This window comes from Pseudomonas sp. AL 58, from assembly GCF_036348395.1.
GTDB classification, from domain to species: domain Bacteria; phylum Pseudomonadota; class Gammaproteobacteria; order Pseudomonadales; family Pseudomonadaceae; genus Aquipseudomonas; species Aquipseudomonas defluvii.
The window spans coordinates 1-20,415 of the sequence record NZ_JAZBQR010000002.1 but is presented as its reverse complement, the minus strand read 5'-3'; the positions used below and the strand labels follow the sequence as shown (position 1 = coordinate 20,415).

Genomic DNA, 20,415 nt, shown 5'->3' with positions numbered 1-20,415 from the left:
TAATTTGTACAAGTTTTGGACTCGCCATGGATACTCACGAGCTGCCGCACAAACCCAAAATCGCCATCAGCGCTTGCCTGGTCGGCCAGGAAGTACGCTTCAATGCTGGCCATAAAGCCTCGAAGCTATGCAACGAGACACTGGCCAAGTACTTCGACTTCGTTCCGTTGTGCCCGGAAATGGCCATCGGCCTGGGCGTTCCGCGAGCCGCCATTCGATTGGTGGGCGATCCTCAGCAGCCTCGTGTTATCAACCCTCGCGAACCCGAGCTGGACCTCTCTGGCCCGCTTGGTGCCTACGGGCGGCAGATGGCCAATGAGCTTCAGGACATCTGCGGCTATATCTTCATGCAGAAGTCGCCGTCCTGTGGGCTTGAACGGGTCAAGGTGTATCAAGACAACGGCTACCCGGCCACAGAGGGTGGACGTGGTGCCTATGCCGCAGCGTTTTGTGCCGAACGACCTGATCTTCCTGTGGAGGAAGATGGCCGCCTGTGCGACCCGGCCTTGCGTGAGAACTTCATCACCCGCGTCTACGTGTACGCGGAGTGGCAAAAATACCTGGCGCAAGGCCTGAGCCGACATGCACTGATCAGCTTCCACGCCCGCTGCAAGTACCTGTTGATGGCAAACAACCCACAACAGTACAAAGTCCTGGGCAAGCTGCTGGGTAGCATGAGCCGCAGTGATGACGCCGAAGAAATTGGCCCGCGCTACTTCAGCCAACTGATGAAGGCACTGAGCCGCTGCGCCAATCGCGGCACCCATGGCAACGTACTGATGCACCTGAGTGGGTACCTGCGCGATTTCATTGAGGCCGCCGACAAAGAGGAAATTCGCCAGACGATCGATCAGTATCAAGCCGGAACGGTGCCACTGGTCGTCCCACTGACCCTGCTCAAGCACCACCTGCGTCGGCACCCTGACCCTTATCTGGAGCAGCAAATCTACCTGAAGCCACACCCTGAAACCCTTGGCCTGCGCAATGCCATCTGAGCCGCTGCCACTGCCGATCCGAGAGGTTGCACGCCTCACCGGCGTCAACCCGGTTACGCTTCGCGCCTGGGAACGACGCTATGGCCTGATTACCCCACAACGCACAGGCAAAGGCCATCGACTGTATAGCACCGAGCATGTGCAGCGCATTCAACAGATCGTCCAATGGCTCAACCGTGGTGTGTCTGTCGGCCAGATCAAGGCCCTGCTGGACAGCCGCCCGGTAGCCTCCCAGACAGATCAACACGGTGCCTGGCAGGCCATGCGCCAGGACATAACCGGCAGCATCGCTGCCTTGGCAGAACGCCGTCTGGACCAACAGTTCAATCAGGCGATCGCCTTGTACCCTGCGACCACGCTGTGCGAGCAACTGCTGCTCCCCCTGTTCGCCGAGCTGGAGCTGCGCTGGCAAAGCCAGTTTGGCGCACGCATGGAACAAGTGTTCTTCCACTGCTGGCTACGCAGCAAACTCGGAGCTCGCCTCTATCACAGCAACCGCCAACTCAATGGCCCGGCAGTACTGCTGATCAACGGCTCAGACCTGGTCTTCGATCCACGGTTGTGGCTATGCGCCTGGCTGCTCAGTAGTGCCGGGTACGCGGTAGAAGTATTCGACTGGCCACTGCCCCCTGCCGAGCTGGCGCTGACCCTCGAACGCATGCAACCCCAGGCGCTGTTACTGTGCCTGAACAGGGCGGTCGATATGCGTCAACTTGAGCGCAGCCTGAGTGCAATCCAGATACCTACCCTGCTGGACGGCAGCGCGATCAGCATCCATCAGGATGACCTCATGGCACTGGCGGTGAAAAACCCCCGGCTATGCCTGCTCGACACCCCGTTGGAGGTCGTGCAAGCGTTGCAAGACGCCTCACGATAACTCAACCCCTGCGATATCAAGGAACCCACATGCAACTCCTCTGGCTGCGTAGCGATCTTCGCGTGTCCGATAACACCGCTCTGGCCGCCGCTGCCGAGCGAGGCCCGACACTGGCCGTCTGGCTGGTCAGCCCAAGCCAGTGGCTGGCGCATGACGATGCGCCGTGCAAGGTCGACTTCTGGCTACGCAGCCTGCGAACCCTCAGCCAGTCACTGGCTGCATTGAACATTCCACTACTGGTTCGTCAGGCAGAGCACTGGGACAACGCCCCCCAGGTTCTGCTACAGCTGTGCCGGGAGCACCATGTGCAGACACTGCACATGAATGAGGAATACGGGGTTCACGAACAGCGCCGAGACGATGCCGTACGTAACCAGTTGAGCGACGCCGGAATCGAGGTGGTGAGCTATCTGGACCAGTTGCTGTTCAAACCCGGCAGCATATTGACCAAAGCCGGCGGTTACTTTCAGGTGTTCAGTCAATTTCGCAAAACCTGCTATGAACGCCTGCACCTGGCCCAGCCTCGGCTGATAGCAAGCCCCACGCCGCAGCAGCCCTTGGCAATTGCTAGCGACCCGATCCCTGAATCAGTACCGGGTTTCAACAACGTCCCGGAAACACTGCGCGCGCTCTGGCCAGCCGGCGAGCAAGAAGCTCAAAGGCGGCTGAACGCCTTTGTCGAGGACGCCATCGAGGACTATCAGGATCAGCGCGACCTTCCGGCGCTGCCTGGCACGAGCCAGTTGTCCCCCTACCTCGCTGCCGGGGTGATCTCCCCACGCCAGTGCCTGCACGCGGCGCTTTCACACAATCGAGGCGAGTTCGACAGTGGCAACAAAGGCGTTGTGACCTGGGTGAATGAACTGCTGTGGCGCGAGTTCTACAAACATATTCTGGTCGGGTATCCGCGGGTATCGCGACACCGCGCTTTCCGCCTGGAAACCGAAGCGGTGCCGTGGCGCAACGCGCCTGACGAGCTGGAGGCATGGCAGCAAGGGCGCACCGGCATTCCGATCATCGATGCGGCCATGCGCCAACTACTGGCCACCGGCTGGATGCATAACCGCCTGCGCATGGTCGTTGCGATGTTCCTGACCAAAAACCTGCTGATTGACTGGCGTGAAGGCGAACGCTTTTTCATGCGTCATCTGATCGACGGTGACCTGGCGGCAAATAACGGCGGCTGGCAATGGAGCGCATCAACGGGCACTGATGCCGTCCCTTATTTTCGGATCTTCAACCCGATCAGTCAGTCGCAACGCTTCGACAGTGAGGGACGTTTTATTCGGCATTGGTTGCCGGAACTGGCTGACCTGGACAACAAAACCATCCACGCCCCTCAGTCGGTGGGCGGGCTGTTTGCTGTTCGTCACTATCCTGGCCCGATAGTGGATCTGGGCAGCAGTCGACAGCGGGCCCTGAGTGCGTTCAAACACTTACCCCAAAAACCCGAATGAAGAGGCAGTTGAGCAGCGGCTAAGCCGCTGCTCGAGTAAACGCCAGGGAATCAGAGTGACATGCGATAGTGCAGGGAGTAGCTTTCTACGCCGTCGTTAGGCGTTGTCAGGCCGGCGTTAGAGTAGTGGATGGCACGCACACCCAGTTCATGCCCTCCGGCGAAACGCAGGCCAAAGCCAATACGGTCTTCAAACTGGAACGACGAGCCGAGCCTGTTACTTTCCAGCTCGGTGCTGGAGAAGGCTGCGATACCAATACCCGCTTCGACATAAGGCTTGATGGACTCACCGGCAAACTCATAAACAAACACCGGTGCAAACGACAGGCTGTGGTTACTGGTGGTTTCATCGCCCTCCCAATAGGTGTAGGCGCCATCCCAGTACCCCGTGACACGGCCGACACTGGTCTGCAACCAACTGGCATCCCAGTTGGATTGCAAACCAAAGCGATAGACCATGGTCGAGTCGCCGGTCTGCCCTACCGAGACCGATGCATCGGCGGCTTGTGCTGTAAATGATTGCCCCAGAATCACGGCTGCAGTTGCAGCCAAGCAAAGCAGTTTCTTCATGAGAAACGTCCTGTTCTTAATGCAGTTTTTAGTTTTTCTGTTTCATTCAACAACGTAGTAGAAAATTGCCATCAGTTGTCAGTTCCGCACCGCAAAAACGCTCTCCCCCAGCGTTTCACAAACCAAGACTGTGCACGTTCTCAGACTGACCCCACAACAATGGCAGGATTTTAAGCAGATGCGCTGGGCTGGCACTCGTCCAGAACTGCGCAGGTCGGGCTGGCCCCTGCGCCAATAACCCGCGTTCACCGAGCAAACGCTGCAATTGCCGAGCCACCGCTGCGCCAGTATCGATGATTGCTATGTCGGCCGGAACAAGCTCGGCGAGCAATGGCTTGAGGAAAGGATAATGCGTGCACCCCAGGATCAGCGTATCGCACCCGGCAGCCAACAGCGGTGTCACATAGCCCTGCAGCAACTGGCGCAACGAGGGGCTGTCTAGATCGCCGGCTTCAATGCATTCGACCAGGCCCGGGCACGGCTGGGTGACCACCTGCACATCATTGGCGAAGCGATCGAGCAACGCGGCAAACTTGGCGCTCTGTAGCGTACCCGTCGTTGCCAGCACACCCACCACACCGCTGCGGGTTGCTGCCGCAGCGGGTTTGACCGCAGGCTCCATACCCACAATCGGCCAGTCGGGGTAACGTTCCCGCAGGTCGGCCACCGCGGCGACTGTTGCAGTGTTACACGCCAACACCATCGCCTTGGCCCCTTGGGCACGGAAAAATTCGGCAACGATCTGGCAACGCTGACGGATAAACGCCGGCGACTTCTCCCCATAGGGGATATGTCCGCAATCAGCGACATACAGCAGTGACTCGCGGGGCAATAAACGCGCGATTTCAGCAAGCACCGACAACCCGCCGACGCCAGAATCGAAAACCCCGACGGGTGCTGCCGGATCACCCATGCCGATCACCGCAAACGGCACACCCCGGGTCGCGCTTCACTCGCAGCTCGCGAAAACGGCTGCCCAGCGCATCAATCAACAACAATCGCCCAATCAGCGGCTCACCGAAACCCGCCAGCATCTTCAAGGCTTCCAGTGCCTGCAAGCTGCCAACCAACCCAACCAGCGGGCCAATCACGCCCGCCTCGCTGCAGGTCAGCTCGGCGTCACTGCCATGCCCATACAGGCAGTGGTAGCAGGGGCTGTGTGGCTGTCGCGGGTCGAAAACCGACAATTGCCCCTCCAGGCGAATCGCGGCGCCACTGACCAGCGGCTTGCCCGCTGCCACGCACGCGCGATTGACTGCCTCACGGGTGCCGAAGTTGTCCGAGCAGTCGAGCACGAGGTCAACTGCGCGCACGGCCTCAGCCAACGAGTCTTCGTCAAGCGCCGTACGATGGGCCACCAGGGCAATCTCGGGGTTGATCGCCTGCAAGCGTGCCAGCGCAGAATCGACCTTGCTCATGCCGATTGATGGGGTGTCATGCATGACCTGACGCTGCAGGTTGGTCAGGTCGACCGTATCAAAGTCAGCCAGGTGCAGTTCACCAACACCCGCAGCAGCCAGATACAACGCGACTGGTGAGCCAAGGCCGCCGAGGCCGACGATCAACGCCCGACTGCCCTTGAGCTTCAACTGACCGTCGATATCGACCTGCGCCAGGAGGATCTGTCGGCTGTAGCGCAACAGCTCCTGATCGCTCAGCACAGGAGGCGCCCCAAGGTAATACGCTCATGGCCGGCAAGGTCATCGCGGCTTTCGATCTGCTCGAAATCGTTCTGAGCAAGCAGCTCGCGTACCGCCGCGGCCTGATCGTAACCGTGTTCAAGCAACAACCAGCCACCCGGCTCCAGGTGCTGCGGCGCCTGAGTGATGATCGCGCGCAGATCGTCCAGGCCATCTTCGCCTGCAACCAGCGCACTGCTGGGCTCAAACCGCACATCGCCGGCCACCAGATGCGGATCTGCAGCAGCGATGTAAGGCGGGTTGCTGATGATCAGGTGGAAACGCTCACCTTCCAGCGCGCTGAACCAATGACTGTTGAGCACCCGGACGTTGTCCAGTTGCAGACGCTGGCGATTGCGTTCAGCCAGGGCCACGGCGTCGAGCACACGATCGACGGCGGTCACCTGCCACTGTGGTCGCTCACTGGCCAGTGCCAGCGCAATGGCACCGGTTCCGGTACCAAGATCGAGTACACGAGCAGGCAGCGCTGGCAGCAGCTCAATGGCCGCCTCTACCAGCAACTCGGTTTCCGGACGCGGAATCAGTGTATGAGGCGCCACTTCCAGATCAAGTTTCCAGAACCCCTGCTGCCCCAGAATATACGCCACAGGCTCACCGGCACGGCGGCGCTGCAGGTAGTCGGCAAAGGTCTGGGCCGCCTCACTGGTGACGATCCGCTCTGGCCAGGTATGCAGGTAACTGCGCGACTTGCCGATGGCAGCCGCCAGCAACAACTCGATATCCAGACGCGCCGTCGGCGAATCCGGCAGCTCCGCACCGCGAAGCAGGCTGGCAATAATCGTCATTTACTCACCCAGTGCTGCCAGTTGGTCAGCCTGATACTCGGCCAGCAATGGTTCGATGACCGCATCGACCCCGCCCGCCAACACTTCATCAAGGGAATACAGGGTCAGGTTGATACGGTGATCGGTCACCCGGCCCTGTGGGTAGTTGTAGGTACGAATACGCTCGGAACGATCGCCCGAGCCGACCAGCAGCTTGCGCTCACTGGCAATGGCATTCTGTGCCGCGCTGGTCTGCATGTCATTGAGCTTGGCCGACAGCCAGGACATGGCGCGCGCCCGGTTCTTGTGCTGCGAACGCTCTTCCTGGCACTCCACCACGATGCCGGTCGGCAAGTGCGTGATACGAATCGCCGAATCGGTCTTGTTCACGTGCTGACCGCCCGCCCCGGAAGAGCGGTAAGTGTCGACCCGCAAATCAGCCGGGTTGATTTCGATTGCCACCTGCTCGTCAGGCTCGGGCAATACCGCGACGGTACACGCCGAGGTATGAATACGCCCTTGGGATTCGGTTTCCGGTACCCGCTGTACGCGGTGCGCACCCGACTCGAATTTCAGCTTGCCGTAGACGTTATCGCCTTCGACCCGCGCAATGATTTCCTTGTAACCGCCATGCTCGCCCTCGTTCTCCGAGAGGATCTCCAAACGCCAGCCACGTCGCTCGGCATAACGCGAGTACATGCGGAACAGGTCGCCGGAAAAAATCGCCGCCTCGTCCCCGCCCGTACCCGCGCGGATCTCCAGGAACACGTTGCGCCCATCGTTCGGGTCCTTGGGCAGCAGCATGCGTTGCAACTGGCTTTCCAGTGCGAGCAACTGCTCCTTGGATTCGCGCACCTCTTCCACAGCCATTTCCCGCATATCCGGGTCACTGTCCTTGAGCAGCGCCTGAGCCCCCTCAAGCGCGTCCTGAACCTTGCGCCACTGCGCATAGGCAGCCGCGACGGGCTCAACTTCGGCGTACTCCTTGGAATAGGCACGGAAGCGGGTCTGATCGGAAATGACTTCAGCATCACCCAACAGGGCAGTCAGTTCCTCGAAGCGGTCCTGGAGGGTATCCAGTTTATTGAGCAGCGACGCTTTCATTGCGGGGGTTTATCCGTCGAGCCCTCATTGAGGGCAAAGAGTTCCTGGGCCATGGCCAGCGCATCGAGGCGGCCTTCGGCAGAGAGCTTTTTCAACTGCACACTCGGCGCATGCAGCAACTTGTTGGTCAAGCCACGGGCCAACTGCGCCAAGACCTCCTCGGCATTGGCACCGTTGGCCAGCAGGCGCTGGGCCTTTTGCAATTCCTCGTCGCGCAGCCGCTCACCTTGCTGGCGGTAGGCCTTGAGCACATCCACCGCCGCCAACTCACGCAGGCGCAGCATGAAGTCTTCGGCACCGACCGAGACCAGCTCCTCGGCCGCCTGGGCGGCGCCCTGACGGCTCTTGAGGTTCTCGGCGACAACGTCGTGCAGGTCATCGACGGTGTACAGGTAAACGTCGTCCAACTCACCGACTTCTGGTTCGATATCCCGAGGTACGGCGATATCCACCATGAAAATCGGCTTGTGCTTACGCAATTTCAATGCGCTTTCTACCGCCCCCTTGCCAAGAATCGGCAACTGGCTGGCGGTGGAGCTGATCACGATATCGCTGTGCACCAGCTCATGGGGAATGTCTGCCAGCAACACCGCATGGGCACCGAACTGTTCGGCCAGCGTGCTCGCACGCTCCAGGGTTCGGTTAGCCACCACAATGCGCCGCACCCCCTGCTCATGCAGGTGACGGGCCACCAGGGTAATGGTTTCACCAGCCCCGATCAGCAGCGCCTGGCTACGCCCAAGGTCACTGAAGATCTGCTTGGCCAGGCTCACAGCGGCAAACGCCACTGACACCGGGTTTTCGCCGATGGCCGTGTCGGTGCGCACCTGCTTGGCAGCACTGAACGTGGCCTGGAACAAACGCCCCAGCAAGGGGCCGATGGTCCCGGCCTCGCGCGCCACGGCATACGCCGATTTCATCTGGCCCAGGATCTGCGGCTCGCCCAGCACCAGCGAGTCGAGCCCGGAGGCAACCCGCATCATGTGCCGCACGGCATCGTGATCTTCATGGACATAGGCACTGGCACGCAGCTCTTCGAGGCTGAGCTGGTGATATTCGGCCAACCAGCGCAATACGCTGTCGGCCGCCAGGTGGTCCTGTTCGATGTAAAGTTCGCTGCGGTTGCAGGTCGAGAGGATCGCGGCTTCGCGGCTGGCGGTGAGTCGACAGAGCTGCTGCAAGGCTTCGACCAGCTGCTCGGGCGTAAACGCCACGCGCTCGCGTACGTCTACCGAGGCAGTCTTATGGTTGATACCGAGTGCAAGAAAGGCCATTCAAGGTCGCTGATTATGACGTGAAGCCGATAATTGTCCTACTTCGCAGGTTAGAGAACAACCACCGCTCACTATTGTCTCTATAGTCAGTACCTAAGTCTGTACTTCCAGAGGCCATCACTTATGGGTTTGCCCTAGCGCTTGTGTCATGATGATCCGACCGCAGGTTAGTCGCCCAAAATCCCCACTATGAATAGATCCTCCGCGTTGTTCCTTGCCTTTGCCTTGCTTCAGGGCTGCCAGACCCTGGCTCCGGACTCCCCGGATGCCAAGGCGCCTGCCGCCGAGACTGCACCTCCTGAACAGGTCAAGCCCACGGTCTACGGATCCTTCAGCCAGGACACCGTCTATAGCTTGTTGACCGCCGAATTGGCAGGCCAGCGCAATCGCTTCGATATCGCGTTGGACAACTATGTTGCCCAAGCCATCAAAACCCAGGACGCCGGTATCTCAGAACGTGCCTTCCGCATCGCCGAGTACCTCGGTGCCGACCAGGCTGCGCTGGACACGGCGCTGATCTGGGCAAAGAACGCACCAGAAAGCCTCGATGCGCAACGCGCCGCTGCAATACAGCTGGCGCGGGCCGGGCGCTATGACGACTCCATGAACTACATGGAGAAGGTCCTGCAGGGCCAGGGTGACACGCACTTCGATTTCCTGGCGCTGTCAGCCGCCGAAACCGATCAGGAAACCCGTGACGGCCTGCAGAAAAGTTTCGACCGTCTGCTACTGAAGTACCCGGACAATGGTCAGCTGGTGTTTGGCAAGGCCCTGCTGCTGCAACAGGATGGCAATGCGAACGCCGCACTGGAATTGCTCGAAAAACACCCGCCAGAGGCCGGCGAAATCGCTCCGGTACTGCTGCAGGCACGCCTGCTGCAAAGCCTTGATCGCGGCAAGGAAGCACTGCCACTGCTGCAAAAGACCATTCGCAAATACCCCGACGACAAGCGCCTGCGCCTGACCTATGCGCGCATGCTGGTCGAACAGGACCGGGTCGAGGATGCCAAGGTCGAGTTTGCCAGCCTGCTACAGCAATACCCGGACGACGACGAACTGCGCTACTCACTGGCACTGGTCAGCCTGGAGGCCAAGGCCTGGAACGAAGCCGAAAGCTACCTGCAAGAGCTGATTGCCCGCGGTAGCCGGGTCGACTCGGCACACCTGAACCTGGGACGCCTGCATGAAGAGCGTAATGACCCGGAAGGCGCACTGATCGAGTACGCCCAGGTTGGGCCCGGCAATGACTACCTGCCAGCACAACTGCGCCAGGCCGACATTCTCATCGCCAACGGTCGAGCCACCGAAGCCTCGCGGCGCCTGGCCGCAGCGCGTGAAGCCCAACCGGACTACGCTATCCAGTTGTACCTGATCGAAGCCGAAACCCTCGGCAACAACAATAAGGACGCCCAGGCCCTGCAGGTGCTGCAACAGGCCATCAAACTGTACCCCGACGACCTCAACCTGCTTTACACCCGCGCCATGCTTGCGGAAAAGCGCGACGACCTGGCCCAGATGGAAAAGGACCTGCGCAGCATCATCAGCCGCGAGCCGGAAAATGCCATGGCCCTCAACGCCCTGGGCTACACACTGGCAGACCGCACGACACGCTATGCCGAAGCCAAAGGCCTGATCGAAAAAGCCCACCAGATCAACCCGGAAGACCCCGCCGTGCTCGACAGCCTCGGCTGGGTCAACTACCGCCTGGGCAACCTCGACGAAGCTGAACGCCTGCTGCGCCAGGCCCTGGAACGCTTCCCCGACCATGAAGTCGCCGCCCACCTGGGCGAAGTGCTCTGGGCCAACGGCAAACGCCGCGAAGCACGCCATGTCTGGGCCAAAGCCTTAGAAGACCAACCTGACAGCCCTATCCTGCGCAAAACCCTCCTGCGCCTGACCGGATCCGAGACTCTGTAAGCCTATGTTCCTGCGCCACTGCATTACCTTCAGCCTGATCGCCCTGCTTGCCGGCTGCGCCGGCTTCGGCTCCCGCGAAGCCCTTCAGGGCCAGGGCAGCCCACAACTGTGGCGCGAGCATAAACAACAGCTGAGCACCCTCGACGGCTGGCAGATCAACGGTAAGGTGGGCATCCGCGCACCGAAAGACTCCGGTAGCGGCACCTTGTTCTGGCTGCAACGCCAGGACTATTACGATATTCGCTTGTCTGGCCCACTGGGCCGGGGCGCCGCCCGCCTGACCGGTCACCCGGGCCAGGTCGTACTGGAGGTTGCCAACCAGGGACGCTTCGAGGCCCAGAGCCCGGAGACCTTGCTGGAGGAGCAATTGGGCTGGCAACTGCCAGTGTCGCATCTGGTCTGGTGGGTACGCGGCTTGCCCGCACCTGGCAGCAAGAGCCGCCTGACCCTGAGCGGTGACAGCCGCCTGGCCAGCCTCGACCAGGATGGCTGGAACGTCGAGTACCTGAGCTACATCCAGCAGAACGGTTACTGGCTGCCGGAACGCCTCAAGCTGCACGGCCAGAACCTGGACGTAACCCTGGTGGTCAAGGACTGGCAGCCACGCCAGCTGGGACACTGACATGCACGCGACCACCCTGACACTGCCGGCACCGGCCAAACTGAATCTGATGCTGCACATTCTGGGACGCCGCCCCGATGGCTATCACGAACTGCAGACCCTGTTTCAATTTCTCGACTACGGCGATGAGTTGTCTTTTGCCCTGCGAGAAGACGGCGAAATACGCCTGCACACCGAAATCGACAACGTTCCTCACGACAGCAACCTGATCGTGAAAGCTGCGCGAAAACTGCAGACACTTTCAGGCTGCAGCAAGGGCGTTGATATCTGGTTGAAAAAAATTCTACCCATGGGCGGCGGCATCGGTGGCGGCAGCTCAGATGCCGCAACCACTCTGCTCGGCCTCAACCATCTCTGGCAATTGGGCTGGAGTGAGGACCAACTGGCCGAACTGGGCCTGACCCTGGGCGCCGACGTCCCGGTTTTCGTCCGCGGTCACGCGGCATTCGCCGAAGGCGTGGGCGAAAAGCTCACCCCGGTAGATCCTGAGGAACCCTGGTATGTCGTGCTCGTCCCGCAAGTATTTGTAAGTACAGCGGAAATTTTTTCACATCCATTGTTGACACGTGATTCAGCGCCCATTAAGATGCGCCCCGTTCCCAAGGGAAACAGTCGAAATGACTGCCAGCCGGTAGTAGAGCAGAGTTACCCAGAAGTACGTAACTCACTGAATTTGCTAAGCAAGTTCACTGAAGCTAGGCTTACCGGAACTGGAAGTTGTGTGTTTGGGGCCTTCCCAAGCAAAGCTGAAGCTGATAAAGTTTTGGCCCTTCTTACAGAGACCCAAACAGGGTTTGTAGCAAAGGGAAGCAACGTTTCGATGTTGCATCGCGCACTACAGAGTCTGCTCTAGGAATCGAGTGTTAGGCACTCGCAGCAACAGATACAGGGGCGTCGCCAAGCGGTAAGGCAGCAGGTTTTGATCCTGCCATGCGTTGGTTCGAATCCAGCCGCCCCTGCCATTTTCCTTATACTCATCCAGGTTACCCTCAGCCTTCAGGTACTGCGCGTGTCCAAGATGATGGTCTTTACGGGGAACGCCAACCCCGATCTGGCTCGGCGTGTCGTACGTCAGCTGCATATCCCACTGGGTGATGTTTCTGTCGGTAAGTTCTCCGACGGCGAAATCAGCACTGAGATTAATGAAAACGTCCGCGGTAAAGACGTATTTATCATTCAGCCGACTTGTGCGCCAACCAACGATAATCTGATGGAATTGGTAGTGATGGCTGACGCCTTCCGCCGTTCATCTGCCTCCCGAATCACCGCCGTGATTCCTTACTTCGGTTACGCCCGCCAAGATCGCCGTCCGCGTTCGGCGCGTGTTGCAATCAGCGCCAAAGTCGTTGCTGATATGCTCACCGTCGTTGGTATCGACCGTGTTCTCACTGTCGACCTGCACGCTGACCAGATCCAGGGTTTCTTCGATATTCCAGTAGATAACATCTACGGCTCCCCCGTTCTGGTGGATGACATCGAAGACCAGCGTTTCGAAAATCTGATGATTGTCTCCCCAGACATCGGTGGCGTCGTGCGTGCACGTGCTGTTGCCAAGTCGCTGGGCGTCGATCTCGGCATTATCGATAAACGCCGCGAGAAGGCCAACCACTCCGAAGTGATGCATATCATCGGTGATGTTGAGGGTCGTACTTGTATTCTGGTCGACGACATGGTCGATACCGCTGGCACCCTGTGCCACGCGGCCAAGGCCCTGAAAGAGCACGGCGCTGCCAAGGTTTACGCCTACTGCACGCACCCTGTTCTGTCGGGTCGGGCGATCGAGAATATCGAGAAATCCGTGCTGGACGAGCTGGTGGTGACCAACACCATCCCGCTGTCCGCCGCAGCTCAAGCCTGTGACCGTATCCGTCAACTGGATATCGCACCGGTCGTCGCAGAAGCGGTTCGCCGCATCAGCAACGAAGAATCGATCAGCGCGATGTTCCGCTAAGGGCCCTGCCCTTTTCGAGATCACGTTGACGTAAAGCGCCCCGCCCCAACACTGGTTGTTGGGGCGGGGCTTTTTTGCCAACCCCGCTTTGGCGCTGGTCGCAAACGCCAAACCGGAGAGGCTATTTTGGAGATACAAAATGACTGATTTCATCCTGAACGCCGAAGCGCGTAACGACCTGGGGAAAGGTGCGAGCCGCCGCCTGCGTCGTCTCGCCAGCCAAGTTCCTGCTGTTGTATACGGTGGCGACACTGCCCCTGTATCGGTCAGCATCCTGGCTAAAGAAATCGCCAAGCTGTTCGAAAACGAAGCTGCTTTCAGCCACGTTATCGAACTGAATGTCGACGGCGCCAAGCAGAACGTTGTTGTTAAAGCTCTGCAACGTCACCCATCGAAAGGCATCATCCTGCACGCCGACTTCGTTCGCGTTGTTGCTGGCCAGAAACTGACTGCCAAGGTTCCAGTTCACTTCGTAAACGAAGAAGCTGCAATCAAGAAAGGCGGCGAGATCTCCCACGTAGTGGCTGAAATCGAAGTTTCTTGCGAAGCCAAAGACCTGCCTGAGTTCATCACCGTTGACCTGGCTAACGCCGAAGTCGGCACCATCGTTCACCTGTCGGACCTGAAAGCTCCGAAAGGCGTCGAGTTCGTCGCACTGGCTCACGGCAACGACCTGGCAGTAGCCAACGTTCACGCTCCGCGTGTTGCGCCTGAAGCTGAAGGCGCTGCCGAGTAATTTTACTCAGCACGCCGGTGTTGCCCGGGCCACGCAGCCGTAACGCGTGGCCCACAACTCCAAGGAAGAGCCCCTGACGTGACCGCCATTCAACTGATCGTCGGCCTGGGAAACCCCGGCCCCGAATACGAACAGACCCGGCATAACGCAGGGGCTCTTTTCGTAGAACGCATCGCCAGCGCCCAGCGCGTCAACCTGACCGCTGACCGCAAGTATTTCGGCCTGACAGCCAAGTTCAGCTATCAGGGCAAAGACGTTCGTCTGCTGATACCCACCACGTACATGAACCGCAGCGGCCAAGCCGTCGCGGCACTGGCCGGTTTTTTCCGTATACCGCCAGAAGCCATCCTGGTGGCCCACGACGAACTCGACCTGCCTCCCGGCGTCGCCAAGCTCAAGCTCGGTGGCGGCCACGGCGGGCACAACGGCCTGCGCGACATCATCGCGCAGCTCGGCAATCAGAATAACTTTCACCGTCTGCGGCTTGGCATCGGCCACCCGGGTGACAGCAGCAAGGTGTCCGGTTTTGTCCTGGGCAAGGCGCCACGCGCCGAGCAGGAAAAACTGGATGCCAGTATCGATTTTGCCCTCGGCGTGCTGCCGGACATCCTCGCCGGCGATTGGACGCGTGCGATGAGAGAGCTGCACAGCCAGAAGGCCTGACTCCACGAAGAGGGATTCACCATGGGATTCAATTGCGGCATCGTCGGCCTGCCCAACGTCGGCAAATCCACCCTGTTCAACGCCTTGACCAAATCCGGTATCGCGGCAGAGAACTTCCCCTTCTGCACCATCGAGCCGAACAGCGGCATCGTACCGATGCCTGATGCACGCCTGGACGCCCTGGCTGCCATCGTCAAGCCTGAGCGGGTGCTGCCCACCACCATGGAATTCGTCGATATCGCAGGCCTTGTAGCCGGCGCCTCGAAAGGTGAAGGCCTGGGCAACAAGTTCCTCGCCAACATCCGCGAGACCGATGCCATTGCCCACGTGGTGCGCTGCTTCGAAGACGATAACGTGATTCACGTCTCCAACAGTGTCGACCCCAAGCGCGACATCGAAATCATCGACCTGGAACTGATCTTCGCCGACCTCGACAGCTGCGAGAAGCAACTGCAGAAAGTCGCGCGTAACGCCAAAGGCGGTGACAAGGACGCTCTGGCCCAGAAAGCCATTCTGGAAAAACTCATCCCGCACTTCACCGAAGGCAAGCCTGCGCGCAGCCTGATGAAGCACATGGCGGATGACGAGAAAGCCCTGATCCGTGGCTTCCACCTGCTGACCAGCAAACCGGTCATGTACATCGCCAACGTGGCCGAAGACGGCTTCGAGAACAACCCGCACCTGGACGTGGTCAAGGCCATTGCCGAAGAAGAAGGCGCGATCGTGGTGCCGGTGTGCAACAAGATCGAAGCGGAAATCGCCGAACTGGACGACGGCGAAGAGAAGGACATGTTCCTCGAATCCCTCGGCCTGGAAGAGCCTGGCCTGAACCGCGTGATCCGCGCGGGCTACGCCCTGCTCAACCTGCAGACCTACTTCACCGCTGGCGTGAAGGAAGTTCGCGCCTGGACCGTTCGCGTTGGCGCTACCGGCCCACAGGCTGCCGGCGTGATCCACACCGACTTCGAGAAAGGCTTCATCCGTGCCGAAGTGATCTCCTACGATGACTTCATCAAGTACAACGGCGAAGCCGGCGCGAAAGAAGCAGGTAAATGGCGCCTGGAAGGCAAGGACTACATCGTCAAAGATGGCGATGTGATGCACTTCCGCTTTAACGTCTAAGCCCGCACCATCCGATAAAACCGCGCCCAGGCGCGGTTTTATCGTTTATGGCGACTCAGGTCTGACCAACCGCGATCCCCCCTGAGGGAGCATGCTTGCCCGCGATCAAGACGAGATGCATCAGGCAGGCTGCGATGCAGTGTTCACGGGCAAGCCTCTACCGCTCAGCGGCCAAACGCGCAGCACGGTTAGAGCCGCGGGCAAAGCACACAAACAGCCCTGCAACCGCCGCCAGAGCCATTGGCAGCCCATGGGGCGCCATGTCCATGGCCATACCACTGATCAGCGGCCCAATCAGGCTGCCAACGCCCCACAACAAGCCAACACTGGCATTGGCCGTAATCAGATCCTGCCCTTTGAATTGTTGCCCGATCAGCACCAGGGCGAGCGTATAGACGCCACCTGCAACCGCCCCCAACACGACAAGCATCGGCCAAAGCAGCCACGGTAGTTGCAACAGCCAAGGCAATGCCACGCCAATCAGCATCGCTACGACGCCACAGACCAGGTGCACCATCGTGCGCTCGCAGCGGTCGGCCAACCAACCCAAGGGCAGTTGGAACACCATGTCGCCGGTCAGGATCACCGTGACCATCAACGCCGCAACGCCCAGAGCGAAGCCATGACTGGAGGCATAGACCGGCAACAGCGAGAGGATCACCGCATCAAAGAAGGAAAAGAACAGCACACCCATACACAGGGCCGGTGCCACCTGGAAAAAGCCCGCCAGGGAAAAGCTCTTCTCGCCCTCCTCGCCATGCTCGACGTAGTCATCAGGCACCGTCCAGACAATGCAGGCCAGCGCCAGCAGGTAGCACAGGCTCACCACGATCGTTACCCACGGGCTTTGCGCGCCGAACAGCGCCAGCATGGTCGGCCCCGCCATCTGGAAACCGGTGAACGCCGTGGCGTACAACGCCATGACTTTGCCACGATTGTGCTCTTCACTCAGCTCATTGACCCAGGACTCGCCGAGAATGATCGCAATACCCATGCCGATCCCCAGCATCAGGCGTAACAGGCACAGCAGGTAGATCGAGGAGAACGCCACTTCGATCAATGCGACGCTCAAGGCGCACATGCCGAAACTCAACAGGTAGATGGTACGGCGCGTCAGATGCCGACAGCAGGCGTCGACCATAAACGCCGAAAGCATCATGCCCGCCGCGGGAATCGCCGACACAATGCCGATCTTGAGGGTACCGGCTCCGGCCTCGAACAGCCGCAGGGACACCAAGGGCAACGTCGCCCCCAGGCTCAGGCCAACAACAGAAACCGCGAACAACAGGCCCGCCAGAAAACGCTTGTCCATCTTGACTCCAAACCCACTGACGCAGGGATAGCGATATCCCTGCACTCACACATGCAGACCACAAAGGCGTGTATTCGATACGGACAAGCACGCGTGGCAACACCACGCCCGCGTCCGTCCTGTCAGTTCGGGCAGGTGGGCGGAGAGAAGGTAAAGGCGAACAGGACGCTGCGCCGACGCTTGAGCACCGTATCGCTCGGCCAGTCACGCCTTACGGCCTGCATGACAGGCTGTATCAACGTGTAAGGGCGGGTGAAGCGGCTCATGGTTCGGCTACTGGAGAAAATGAAGGGCGGCACTCTAGGGGAAGCCTGCGCCGCCCGTCAATCGTTACGCCTGAGCAATAGCACCAAGGTCGGTAACGATTGGCAGCGCAGCCAGACCTCACTGCTTGCCTGTGGACGGCAGCAGGATCGCCAGCAGGCCGAACAGCGGCAGGTACGAGCAGAGGCTGTAGACGTACTCGATCCCATGGCTATCGGCCAGGTAACCCAGCAGTGCCGCGCCGATACCGCCAAAGCCGAACATCAGGCCGAAGAAAATCCCGGCGATCATCCCGACATTACCCGGCACCAGCTCCTGGGCGTAAACCACGATGGCCGAAAAGGCCGAGGCCAGGATGAAGCCAATGATCATGCTGAGCACACTGGTCCAGAACAGATCGACATAAGGCAGCAGCAGGGTGAACGGTGCCACCCCGAGGATCGAAAACCAGATCACGGCCTTGCGCCCGATCCGGTCCCCAATCGGCCCACCGAAAAAGGTACCCGCCGCAACCGCACCGAGGAACAGGAACAGGTACAACTGCGAACTGGCGACCGAGAGGTCGAATTTTTCGATCAGGTAGAACGTGAAGTAGCTGGTGAAGCTGGACATATAGAAGTACTTGGAGAACACCAACAGCCCCAACACCACAAGGGCGCCGATGACCCGCTGACGGGAAAGGCCATGGCTCGCACGCTGACCTTGCTTGGCTTTGAACAGGTTCAGGTGCTCGCGGTACCAACGGCTCAGCGCGTAGGTCACCAGCAAGGCAAATACCGCAAACAGACCGAACCAGGCCACATTGCCCTGCCCGAAGGGAATCACAATCGCCGCAGCCAACAACGGGCCAAACGCCGAACCTGCGTTACCGCCCACCTGGAAGGTCGACTGCGCCAACCCATAGCGGCCACCCGACGCCAGGCGGGCAATACGTGACGTCTCGGGGTGGAACGTCGAGGAGCCAATACCAATCAGCGCCGAGGCCAGCAGGATCATCGAGAAACTGCCGACGAACGCCAGCATCACAATACCGACCAGCGTACACAGCGTACCCAGCGGCAACAGGTTGGGCATGGGTTTGCGGTCGGTGTAAAAGCCCACCCAAGGCTGCAGCAACGAGGCCGTGATCTGGAATGTCAGGGTAATCAAGCCGATCTGAGCAAAGCTCAGCCCATAATTAGCCTTGAGTAGCGGGTAGATCGACGGAAGCACGGCCTGGATCAGATCGTTGATCAAGTGCGCCAATGCGCAGGCGGCGATAATTCGCATCACCAGCGGGCTGCTTTGGGCGCTTGCCAAGGTAGAAGGCGAACTGGACTGGGCACTGCTCAAGGCCATGGGAATGCGTTCCATCCGGATAATTGGGATCCAATTATCCGGAATCCTTTAAGCAGAGCACCATGTTTTTCGTGTAATACAGGCGTAACAGGCCGAAATGCCTAAGCAATTGATCATGCGCGAATTTTTTTTAGAAACAGGTGTTGACAGATATCCGTTTCAGGCTAATAATGCGCGCCACTTGGCTACATAGCTCAGTTGGTTAGAGCATAGCATTCATAATGCTGGGGTCCGGGGTTCAAGTCCCTGTGTAGCCACCAAGTACTAAAAAGGGCTTACCGCAAGGTAAGCCCTTTTTTCTTGCCCGCAAAAAAGTACCCAGCGCATAACACGCTGGCACCCCATCGATACCTTCTCAAGCCAACATCAAGCACCGAACAAGGCTCGCTTGCTCCACGCTAGCGAACACTGGCAAAGACCACCGCTACCCCAAGGCCAATCAAAGCCATGCCAATCAGCTTGTCCACCAGCCCCTGACGATCGAGCATTGTGCGCCGCAGGGCATCGCTGGAGAAAAAGACGGCCACCAGGCTGAACCACACCCAATGGGCGAAGGACATGAAGAAGCCATAGCCAAAGTCAGTCGCCAGCGAGCTGTCAGGCTGTACCACCTGGGTATAGGCACTGACCACAAAGAGCATGGTCTTGGGGTTCAGGGCGTTGGTCAGAAAGCCCGAGCGCAATGCAGCGAACACCCCCAGACGACTGGCGCCGTCATCATCCCCCAGCGCGATGCGTTGAGTGTTGGTGAAGGATTTATAACCCAGATAAATCAAGTAGCCCGCACCCAACGCCTTCATCGCCAGAAACAGCAGCGGTGATTGGCTGATGATCAACGCGATTCCCAGCACGGTGTACAACACATGCACCTGCACTCCGCAGGCAATCCCCAACGCCGCCATGAGACCAGCCCTGCGACCGAAGGCGTAGCTACTACGCGTGACCATGGCAAAGTCCGCACCGGGGCTGATCACCGCCAGAACGGTGAACAGGGCAACAGCAATCAATTCATTCACGTAAAGCGCCTCGATCAGCTAGTAAAATGCACAGATGCGCTCTGCTCGGGCGGCTAGCACCGACGCCATCGCAATGGATCCTTGTAGGAGCCGGGCTTGCCCGCGATGCAGTCGCCGCGAACTCAAGGGCACCCCACCGACGCCATCGCAGGCAAGCCTGCTCCAACAAAGACCGAGCAGCCTGTAGGAGCCGGGCTTGCCCGCGATGCAGGCGCCGCGCACCCATTAAGCATGCCCCCCCTCCGCAGAACATCTGTTCTGTACGGTGCTTATTATCGAAAGCTTCGTTGTGGCTAAAAAGCGATTTATAGTGCGACAAATCCGCTAGTTTTCCTCACAGATATGAAGCTGCCCGCCCTCTCCGCCTTCCGCTATTTCGACGTCGCGGCGCAAACCGAAAGCTTCGTTCGCGCCGCCGAACTGCTGCACGTCACCCATGGTGCCGTCAGCCGGCAGGTGCGCTTGCTGGAGGAGTCCCTCGGGGTGCAGTTGTTTGAGCGACGCAACCGGGCGATTTTCCTCACGGCCGCCGGACGCGCCCTGCATGGCACCACCCAGTCGCTGTTCGAGCAGTTGGAAGGTGCGGTCTATCGCCTGCAACAACAGGCGCGGGAAAACGTTCTGGTGCTCTCCTGCGAGCCGACTATCGCCATGAAATGGCTGATTCCGCGCCTGCCGGCCTTCCATGCCGCGCACCCAGACATCCACATCCATCTGGTGGCGGCCGGCGGCCC

At 59.5% G+C, this 20,415-nt stretch carries 21 protein-coding genes and 2 tRNA genes; 13 read left to right on the top strand and 10 right to left on the bottom strand.

Annotated elements, in window-relative coordinates:
• Window positions 1-26: 26 nt before the first annotated feature.
• Genes UIA24_RS00490 through phrB form a run of 3 tightly spaced genes read left to right on the top strand, consistent with a single transcriptional unit; the run spans window position 27 to window position 3,329 of the window.
• Window positions 27-995 carry a YbgA family protein gene (locus UIA24_RS00490; RefSeq protein WP_099773540.1) on the top strand — a complete coding sequence of 323 codons (969 nt, stop codon included), beginning with the start codon at window positions 27-29 and terminating at the stop codon, window positions 993-995.
• The gene (locus tag UIA24_RS00485) at window positions 985-1,872 is read left to right on the top strand and encodes a MerR family transcriptional regulator (RefSeq protein WP_099773539.1); all 888 of its coding nucleotides are present in this window, start codon (window positions 985-987) and stop codon (window positions 1,870-1,872) included. Before UIA24_RS00490 ends, UIA24_RS00485 begins: the two co-directional genes overlap by 11 nt.
• Before the next feature lie 29 nt (window positions 1,873-1,901).
• Window positions 1,902-3,329, top strand: coding sequence for a deoxyribodipyrimidine photo-lyase (gene phrB, locus UIA24_RS00480; RefSeq protein ID WP_330521929.1), 1,428 nt, complete (start codon window positions 1,902-1,904; stop codon window positions 3,327-3,329).
• 50 nt (window positions 3,330-3,379) lie between these two features.
• Here phrB and UIA24_RS00475 read toward each other — a convergent pair whose 3' ends face one another.
• From UIA24_RS00475 to hemA, 6 genes are all read right to left on the bottom strand, one after another.
• The gene (locus UIA24_RS00475) at window positions 3,380-3,898 is read right to left on the bottom strand and encodes an acyloxyacyl hydrolase (RefSeq protein ID WP_330521928.1); all 519 of its coding nucleotides are present in this window, start codon (window positions 3,896-3,898) and stop codon (window positions 3,380-3,382) included.
• A gap of 115 nt (window positions 3,899-4,013) precedes the next feature.
• Window positions 4,014-4,811, bottom strand: a complete 798-nt coding sequence (murI, locus tag UIA24_RS00470; protein ID WP_102051838.1) for a glutamate racemase — start codon at window positions 4,809-4,811, stop codon at window positions 4,014-4,016.
• Window positions 4,804-5,559: a molybdopterin-synthase adenylyltransferase MoeB gene (locus UIA24_RS00465; RefSeq protein ID WP_102051837.1), complete on the bottom strand. Its 756-nt coding sequence runs from the start codon at window positions 5,557-5,559 to the stop codon at window positions 4,804-4,806. The genes murI and UIA24_RS00465 overlap by 8 nt, the downstream gene beginning before the upstream one ends.
• Window positions 5,553-6,383: a peptide chain release factor N(5)-glutamine methyltransferase gene (gene prmC, locus UIA24_RS00460; RefSeq protein ID WP_330521927.1), complete on the bottom strand. Its 831-nt coding sequence runs from the start codon at window positions 6,381-6,383 to the stop codon at window positions 5,553-5,555. Before prmC ends, UIA24_RS00465 begins: the two co-directional genes overlap by 7 nt.
• A complete protein-coding gene (gene prfA / locus UIA24_RS00455) occupies window positions 6,384-7,466 on the bottom strand; it encodes a peptide chain release factor 1 (RefSeq protein ID WP_065761008.1) in 1,083 nt (360 codons plus the stop codon).
• Complete coding sequence (hemA, locus tag UIA24_RS00450; RefSeq protein WP_065761007.1) at window positions 7,463-8,740, bottom strand: glutamyl-tRNA reductase; 1,278 nt, start codon at window positions 8,738-8,740, stop codon at window positions 7,463-7,465. The genes prfA and hemA overlap by 4 nt, the downstream gene beginning before the upstream one ends.
• A 189-nt stretch (window positions 8,741-8,929) precedes the next feature.
• On the opposite strand from hemA, the gene UIA24_RS00445 reads away from it, so the two are divergent.
• From UIA24_RS00445 to ychF, 8 genes are all read left to right on the top strand, one after another.
• On the top strand, window positions 8,930-10,657 hold the full coding sequence (locus UIA24_RS00445; RefSeq protein ID WP_065761006.1) for a tetratricopeptide repeat protein: 1,728 nt from the start codon (window positions 8,930-8,932) through the stop codon (window positions 10,655-10,657).
• Between the two features lie 4 nt (window positions 10,658-10,661).
• Window positions 10,662-11,279: a lipoprotein insertase outer membrane protein LolB gene (gene lolB, locus UIA24_RS00440; protein WP_065761005.1), complete on the top strand. Its 618-nt coding sequence runs from the start codon at window positions 10,662-10,664 to the stop codon at window positions 11,277-11,279.
• A gap of 1 nt (window position 11,280) precedes the next feature.
• Complete coding sequence (gene ispE, locus UIA24_RS00435; RefSeq protein ID WP_330521926.1) at window positions 11,281-12,132, top strand: 4-(cytidine 5'-diphospho)-2-C-methyl-D-erythritol kinase; 852 nt, start codon at window positions 11,281-11,283, stop codon at window positions 12,130-12,132.
• Between the two features lie 34 nt (window positions 12,133-12,166).
• Window positions 12,167-12,241 (top strand) — tRNA-Gln (locus UIA24_RS00430).
• Between the two features lie 47 nt (window positions 12,242-12,288).
• Window positions 12,289-13,230, top strand: coding sequence for a ribose-phosphate pyrophosphokinase (locus UIA24_RS00425; RefSeq protein WP_099773531.1), 942 nt, complete (start codon window positions 12,289-12,291; stop codon window positions 13,228-13,230).
• 139 nt (window positions 13,231-13,369) lie between these two features.
• Window positions 13,370-13,966, top strand: a complete 597-nt coding sequence (locus UIA24_RS00420; RefSeq protein ID WP_330521925.1) for a 50S ribosomal protein L25/general stress protein Ctc — start codon at window positions 13,370-13,372, stop codon at window positions 13,964-13,966.
• Between the two features lie 78 nt (window positions 13,967-14,044).
• Complete coding sequence (gene pth / locus UIA24_RS00415; RefSeq protein ID WP_065761926.1) at window positions 14,045-14,629, top strand: aminoacyl-tRNA hydrolase; 585 nt, start codon at window positions 14,045-14,047, stop codon at window positions 14,627-14,629.
• Window positions 14,630-14,650: 21 nt separating this feature from the next.
• Window positions 14,651-15,751: a redox-regulated ATPase YchF gene (ychF, locus tag UIA24_RS00410; protein ID WP_065761927.1), complete on the top strand. Its 1,101-nt coding sequence runs from the start codon at window positions 14,651-14,653 to the stop codon at window positions 15,749-15,751.
• Window positions 15,752-15,908: 157 nt separating this feature from the next.
• Here ychF and UIA24_RS00405 read toward each other — a convergent pair whose 3' ends face one another.
• The 3 genes from UIA24_RS00405 to UIA24_RS00395 all read right to left on the bottom strand — a co-directional run bounded on the left by UIA24_RS00405 (window position 15,909) and on the right by UIA24_RS00395 (window position 18,665).
• The gene (locus UIA24_RS00405; protein WP_330521924.1) at window positions 15,909-17,063 is read right to left on the bottom strand and encodes an MFS transporter; all 1,155 of its coding nucleotides are present in this window, start codon (window positions 17,061-17,063) and stop codon (window positions 15,909-15,911) included.
• A gap of 122 nt (window positions 17,064-17,185) precedes the next feature.
• The gene (locus tag UIA24_RS00400) at window positions 17,186-17,329 is read right to left on the bottom strand and encodes a hypothetical protein (protein WP_330521923.1); all 144 of its coding nucleotides are present in this window, start codon (window positions 17,327-17,329) and stop codon (window positions 17,186-17,188) included.
• 118 nt (window positions 17,330-17,447) lie between these two features.
• Window positions 17,448-18,665: an MFS transporter gene (locus UIA24_RS00395; protein ID WP_099776529.1), complete on the bottom strand. Its 1,218-nt coding sequence runs from the start codon at window positions 18,663-18,665 to the stop codon at window positions 17,448-17,450.
• Window positions 18,666-18,848: 183 nt separating this feature from the next.
• On the opposite strand from UIA24_RS00395, the gene UIA24_RS00390 reads away from it, so the two are divergent.
• A tRNA-Met gene (locus tag UIA24_RS00390) sits at window positions 18,849-18,925 on the top strand.
• 138 nt (window positions 18,926-19,063) lie between these two features.
• Here UIA24_RS00390 and UIA24_RS00385 read toward each other — a convergent pair.
• Complete coding sequence (locus tag UIA24_RS00385; protein WP_330521921.1) at window positions 19,064-19,681, bottom strand: LysE family translocator; 618 nt, start codon at window positions 19,679-19,681, stop codon at window positions 19,064-19,066.
• 342 nt (window positions 19,682-20,023) lie between these two features.
• On the opposite strand from UIA24_RS00385, the gene UIA24_RS00380 reads away from it, so the two are divergent.
• Window positions 20,024-20,415, top strand: a 392-nt coding sequence (locus UIA24_RS00380; RefSeq protein ID WP_330521920.1) for a LysR family transcriptional regulator, incomplete at its 3' end; no start/stop codon positions are given.